Source organism: Shewanella sp. T24-MNA-CIBAN-0130 (genome assembly GCF_040310185.1).
GTDB classification, from domain to species: Bacteria; Pseudomonadota; Gammaproteobacteria; order Enterobacterales; family Shewanellaceae; genus Shewanella; species Shewanella psychromarinicola.
Map to the genome: position 1 here is coordinate 1 of NZ_JBEOPP010000303.1, position 273 is coordinate 273.

1 protein-coding gene is annotated in these 273 nt (G+C 43.2%); it reads right to left on the reverse strand.

What is annotated here, in order from left to right:
- On the reverse strand, positions 1-273 hold a 273-nt coding region (locus AAEZ02_RS22480; protein WP_351125262.1), incomplete at its 3' end, for a putative PEP-binding protein.

A 273-nucleotide genomic window follows, 5' to 3' on the forward strand; every position in this document is an offset into this window, starting at 1 on the left:
GCGTAATACTGCAGGATGCAATCCATCAGCAATGGCGGCTAACTTAGGGTGTCCACGATCAATCGCTAAGGTATATTGAGTCAAATCATTAGTACCAATAGAGAAAAAGTCGACATGTTCAGCCAACACATCTGCCATCACGGCAGCCGATGGCACTTCAATCATGATGCCAATTTGGATCCCACTAATATCGATAGCCAATTTTTCGGCTTCTTCTTTTACAACTTGTTTGGCTAACTTAAGCTCAAACAAAGACGCTACCATCGGGAACAT